This is a genomic window from Scytonema sp. UIC 10036, from assembly GCF_009725235.1.
The window spans coordinates 81,581-87,992 of the sequence record NZ_WJFC01000032.1; the positions used below are offsets into that span (position 1 = coordinate 81,581).

Sequence of the window (6,412 nt, forward strand, 5' to 3'; positions counted from 1 at the left end):
ACATTAGAATGATGGGATTTTAAGCTTTGCACAACACCTAGTTGTTAAATCAACTAGTTTTTGCCATAAAGATTTCCTCTCAATTCCTAAAGCGCGATCGCAACAACGATAGCACTCTTTGTAACGACCAAGCCCGTGGAGAGCAGCAGCCCGAATAACCCAAGTCTCTTCATCATTAGGTTGAAATTCTAGTGCTTTGTCGCAGCTGACCAAAGCTTCCGGGTAACGACCAAGCATAACTAGAACTGCACCTCTAGAAACTAAGCTTTTGCAACAATCTGGTCTTAAAGTGAGAGCCCGATCGAAGCTAGCAAGCGCTTGCTTGTACCAACCAAGATTTGCATACACATCACCCCGCTTGTACCATGCATCTGCTTCATCAACACAATCATGTGCAACAAATATTTCAGCAGTCAGATTGAGATTAGTCATCTTTTTGATAATTCCGTCTTTTAGCTTAGATTGTCTGGCGATTTCTTATAAGATAATGTTTGCTTTTTTTATGTAATAAATAAACGCCAAAAGCACCGAATTTCTTCCTTGGATCTTTTCATGATATCTGCTTATGACTCATAGCGGATATTCTCTAAGTGACTGAGAGACATATTTGCGTACTTACCACTAAATAGTCCTGTTCACACAGTCAGTACTAGTATGGGGCATACTAAAATGGCACATAGGAATGGGGGGATGAGGGGGCATGGGGGAGTATCGTCTGGACTGCCTCCCGTTCCCAGACAGAGCCTGGGAACGAGGGTGGCTGGGTGGGAGGATGGCTGGTCACTGGTCACTGGTCACTGTTAACGGAATTTTGACGGTAAATGTAGTTCCTTTGCCAACTTCACTCTCTACTGTAATTTGACCACCTTGTAAGTCTACACATTTCTTAACAATCGCTAGCCCTAGCCCAGTACCGGGAATTTTCCCGACGTTTTTAGCGCGATGGAAAGCGGTAAACAAATTTTCTTGACAGGCAGCTGGAATACCGATCCCTTCATCTTGAATGCGGAAAATAACTTGTGAATCTGCAAGCACGAGTTCTACACGAACAGTACCGCCTTCTGGAGAGTACTTAATGGCATTTGAGATTAAATTGGTGAGGATGTGATATGTTAGTTTTTCATCCATCATCACACAGACACGCTCATCTTGACTCATAAAAGAAACTATGTGATTACCTTTATCAGTCGATTGCAGATTTTCTACGAGTTGGTGACTGTATTCAACTATATAGAGCGGTGCAGGATTACAAGTGAGCGAGCCTGACTCAGCAGAGCCAATTGTCAAAACATCTTCTAACAACTGAGTCATCATGCCAACGGCAGTTTTAATGTTGTCAATTTGTTGAAGCTTTTTCTCTTCACTCAACTTGGCATTGTAATGCCGCAGTAATTCAGAAGACATTAAGATAATGCTGAGGGGATTGCGAAATTCATGGGACACCATTGAAACATATTGACATTGGCGATCGCTCTCCTCTTGGGCTTGTTGTTTTAATTCCGCTGCTTTTGCTAAATCGGCACGAATTTTTTCTTCTACCTGATACCGATTGAGAGCAATTTCAATAGTTGTATGTAATTCTTTTGCTTCAAATGGTTTGACCAAATAACCAAATGGTTCTGTTACTTTAGTACGTTCCAATGTTTTTTGATCGGCATAAGCCGTTACGAAAACAACTGGAATGTGAAACTTTTCCCGGACTTGTTGAGCCGCTTCTACTCCGTCAATTTTTCCTTGTAACATAATATCCATCAGCACTAAATCGGGCTGAGTTTTGCTAACAGTTTCAACAACTTTTTCTCCTACGGCAACAATACCAACAACGATATATCCTAAGTTTCTTAAGGTATCTGCTGTGTCCTCAGCAATGACCAATTCATCTTCAACTATCAGTATCTTTTTAGCAGTCATATAATTAAATTCTTGGTGTATAATGTAATTCTAAAAACTTTAATTTAAAGGTAGTACCATGGCTCCTATCCAATTCAAGAGAACCTTGTAGCTGGTTAGCCCAAGTGTTAACGAGACGCAATCCTAATGTTTGATTGTTGGTCAAGTTTATATGTTCTGGTAATCCAATGCCGTTATCATTTACAACGAGTAAAAACTGGTCGTCATCGGTTTGATGAAATTTGATGCAAATTTGTCCTTGCCGTCCTTGAGGAAAAGCGTGTTTTAAAGCATTAGAAACCAATTCATTAATAAATAATCCACAAGGAATAGCTGTTTCCAAATTGAGCGTAACCTGCTCTACATCAATGTTGAGTTTAACTGTATTAAAATCAATACTGTAAGAATAAAGTAAATTCTTAGCTAAATTGTGGATGTAGTCATTAAAATCAATTCGAGATAAATCTTCGGATTGATACAGTTTTTCGTGAATGAGAGCCATTGATTTGACTCTGTTTTGGCTTTCCTTCAGTATGCTTAAAGTTTGCGGATCTTTTGTATAGCGCGATTGCAACTGGAGTAAACTGGAAATTACTTGCAAGTTGTTCTTCACTCTATGGTGAATCTCTCTGAGCAGCACCTCTTTCTCTTCCAATGAAGCTTTGAGCCGCTCGTCTGCTTGTCGGCGTTGAGTGATATCCTCTGCAATCCCAGCAATTCGGTAAACCTCCCCATGCTCGTTACGTATGGGAAAAGCGCGATCGCGTATCCAACGCTCTTCACCATCAGGGCGCACTATCCGGTATTCATGGTCAAACTCTCCTAAAGGTGCTGTTTTAAGATTGGTCATGATGCGATCGCGGTCTTCTGGATGAACAGCATCGAGATAGGATAATGGTTGAGCGTAAATACTTTCGCGGCTGCGTCCCCAAATACGCTCGTAAGCTAAACTTAAGTAGAGGTTTTGACTTTTTCCAGAGTCTGTCATCCAAAAGACTTGAATGATATTATCTGCAAACTGACGGAAACGTTCTTCGCTGTCTCTCAGTGCTTCCAGATCCTGCTTGCGCTTTGTAATATCACGACAAACGCAAATCAGCCCTCCACCTTCTATCGAAGTTAAGGACAGTTCTTCAAAAAATGTAGTACCATCGCGTTTTTTGGCAATAGCTTCTCCGTGCCACTGACCAGTTTGTAGCAAAATGGGAAAAATAACTTGCTCTAGCCTACTCATTTCCTCTAGCTCGTACAGTACTTTCCAATGCCGACCAACGAGTTCGATAGCGCTCTCATATCCAAACATTGTCACATGAGCATTGTTCAGGTAGCTGAATTCTCCATTGGGATTGACAATCGCAATGCCATCTCCAGCCGCCTCAATAGCAGCTAACTGCTTTCGCAATTGCTGGTTAAGCTGTTTTAATTCTGCTGTCCGCTCCTCAACACGCATTTCTAGCTCAGCGGCAAATTGTTGTAATGCTTTAATTGCTTGCTGCCGTTCTAATTCTGCTGCTGCTCGTGCTGCAAAGATCCGGAGAATTGCTTCACTTTGCGGCTCATTAGTCAGCTTTATGTGGTCTAGAATGAAAAGGCTACCAATGACTTGACCAGATGAATCAATAAGGCTAACTCCCAAGTAACTTTCAATATTAAAAGTCTTTAAAAGGTGGTTTTCTGGAAACAGTTGTTGTATACCAGCCGCACAGCAGTATATCCCCTGTTCTAGAGTACGCTGGCAAGGATTGCCAATTATTTCAAATGTTGTGTTTGGTAGCAATTGGTCATTAGACCAAAAAGCAAGGGTCTGGAGTTGGCTACCTCTCTTTTGTGCGACCACGGCATGACGGACACCAAGCGCTAGCACCAAATGCTGTACCAGCACGGGGAAGAAATCTTCTCCCGTGACAGAGGCTGTTCCTGACACCAGACTTTGCAATGCTTGCTCTTCCTGCTTGCGCTTGCTAATATCTCGAGCTTCAGGAATTAGCAGAATGACTGCCCCGGTTTCATCAAAAATCGGCTTGAGTGAAAAGTCAAATGTTGTTAAATTGCCCCAAGCATTTGGTAAAGTAAATTCATGACGGATAAACTTACCTAGAGCAGCTTCGGCGATCGCCGCTTTCACTGTTTCTTGGATTTCTTGGAAAAAAGCCCAACACGGCACTTCCCAAAATGGCAGCCCTACAATTTCTTCCTGAGTGAGACCAAAAAAATCCAACGCGGCACGGTTTGCTACCACAAACGTGCCGTCAGGTCTAAGTAGTCCGCTCAACTGAAATGTATTATTGAAAACTGCATGAAATCGTCGCTCGCTCTCACGCAGTGCCTGTTCAGCTGCCTTGCGCTCCGTAATATCACGTTGTAATGAAACCCAGTGAGTGTACCAACCACATTCATTTGCAATTGGCACAATATTGAGTTCCACCCAAAACTCCGAACCATCCTTGCGGTAGTTAATCAACTCAGTTCGTATTGGCTCCCAGTTTAATAGCGCGGCGCGAATCTTATCGAGTTGAGCGCGGTCAGTCTTTGGACCTTGAAGGATACGTGGTGACTTGCCAAGAACCTCTTCGGGGGTATACCCCGTCTGATGGGTAAACGCTTCATTTACATAAAGGATGCGGGGACTTGGAGAACTAATGAGTTCAGCCTCTGTCACCACAATGGTGTCGTTGGCGTTGACAACAACCGACTCCAAAAGCCGTAATTGTTCGTTTGCCTTAAAGAGTGCTGCAGTGCGTTCTTCCACTAACTCTTCCAAGTGATTCCGGTACTGGGCTAATTCCTCTTCTACTCGCAGGCGTTCTTTCACCTCTGCCAGTGCTTGGTCTCTCATGGTTCGGTAATCCTGAACCCTTTGAGTCAATTCGGTGACATCCTGAATGGATAATATAGCGTAAAAGCCTGCTGGCTCATCACTAGCAGGTATAGCAGTTACTGTAGTATGCTGAATCCGCAACTGTCCGTTCGGTAGGGGTGCGGGAATCAAGTGCTTGTGCAGTTGAGAAGAAAAAATGGTGGGAGGTCCGCCAGCAAAAATTTGCTGGAGTCGGCTGGCATACTCCACCTGGCTGAGGTGTGGGAAATAGTCACAGAGATGAGTGCCTACAATCTCGCTACTGGGGAGGTGCGTCCAATCTTCCATACAACGATTCCAAAACAGCACGACAAAATCTTCGCGCAGCACACAAATGCCGATCGGCACCCGCTCGAGAACGCTAAATTTTTCTGCTGCTATTTCTAGGTTTTGCATAGTTTACCGCACAACTTAATACTTAAACTGGGTGACCAGTGCTTGTAACTTTAACGCTAACGCTGCCAGTTCGCTCGCAGACTTGAGGTATTGCTCCAACGCAACGAGGTCGCGCTCAATCTGGTCAAGATTTTCGTAATTATCTATTAAAAATGCTTTAATATCTTCATCCATATCAATTGACGGTTACCCTCAAAAAAAATATCATTGAAAATAAATTATGTTTGATTTTTAATCTCTTTAATAATAGAATTTACGAGTACTTTATAAGTATTCTTATCATAATTTAGTCTTCATTTTGCTTGTTTACAAAGAGTAATAATACTGAATTGGATTTTCAATCCAATTCAGTATTTATGCGGGTAACATATAGACTGAAAATTAGTTAGTTTGGACTAAGTAGCTAGGTACAAATAAACCGAACTACATTACAAAATGTAAACAGACCTAAAATCCTTACCAATGACGAATGACTAATGACTAATGACGATCCTCACTAGTTAACTTTAATTATGCTGATACCAATTTAATATGAAGCTGCACATTATTTTTACCCCTCCTAACCTCCCCTTATAAAGGGGAGGAAAATAAATTTCCTGTTTCCCCCCTTTATAAGGGGGGATTAAGGGGGGTAAAGAGAGATGTCACAGATGGTGGAGTTTTTTCTATGCATCTTCATCTGAAAACGGTATGACTGACTTAACACATTCGTCAAGTTATTCCAAAACATCGCTTTTGTTTGAGAAAAAAGCCAGTTCGCAAAAATTATGACTTTGTTGGCGAATTCCTGAAACCCCGATTATATTGTTTAAGCAGATATGCCTAAACTATTCCAATACTTTTAAAAGAACTCAAAGCAACAATCAACAGATGTTGGGACAAACAAAAGAGTACTGAATGCTAAGTCAATAGGATTTGGTTTCAAATTTGTATTAGCTACAAACATATCACATAGATGGATGTTGTAGAAAATACTAACCCATTTTTAGTATTTTATATTACTGCGTAACATAGTAAACTCTCGTAAATAGGAGATTGATTTTTATATTCAGTCAACTTATAATATAATGTTAGATTAAAAACTTATCATTAAAGCAAACGAGGAACCAGAGACCCCCATTCAGTGGGGGTGAGAGATGATTGGGGGATTTTAAGATGGGGAGTGGGTTTTCCGGTTTTTGCATTCTTCCTCATCTCTCCGCGTCCCCGCGTCCCCTGGTCTCCGCGTCGCACTTCTTAGTGCCATTCGGGTAGGGGTCTCCTCTGGGG

4 protein-coding genes are annotated in these 6,412 nt (G+C 41.9%); all 4 read right to left on the reverse strand.

Annotated features, from left to right (window positions below):
* Positions 1-3: 3 nt before the first annotated feature.
* The 4 genes from F7734_RS17380 to F7734_RS17395 all read right to left on the reverse strand — a co-directional run bounded on the left by F7734_RS17380 (position 4) and on the right by F7734_RS17395 (position 5,317).
* Positions 4-432, reverse strand: a complete 429-nt coding sequence (locus F7734_RS17380) for a tetratricopeptide repeat protein (RefSeq protein ID WP_155745861.1) — start codon at positions 430-432, stop codon at positions 4-6.
* A 348-nt stretch (positions 433-780) separates the two neighbouring features.
* Positions 781-1,911, reverse strand: a complete 1,131-nt coding sequence (locus F7734_RS17385) for an ATP-binding protein (protein ID WP_155745862.1) — start codon at positions 1,909-1,911, stop codon at positions 781-783.
* Between the two features lie 4 nt (positions 1,912-1,915).
* The gene (locus F7734_RS17390) at positions 1,916-5,143 is read right to left on the reverse strand and encodes a PAS domain S-box protein (protein ID WP_155745863.1); all 3,228 of its coding nucleotides are present in this window, start codon (positions 5,141-5,143) and stop codon (positions 1,916-1,918) included.
* A gap of 15 nt (positions 5,144-5,158) precedes the next feature.
* Positions 5,159-5,317, reverse strand: coding sequence for a hypothetical protein (locus tag F7734_RS17395; RefSeq protein ID WP_155745864.1), 159 nt, complete (start codon positions 5,315-5,317; stop codon positions 5,159-5,161).
* Between the last annotated feature and the right edge of the window lie 1,095 nt (positions 5,318-6,412).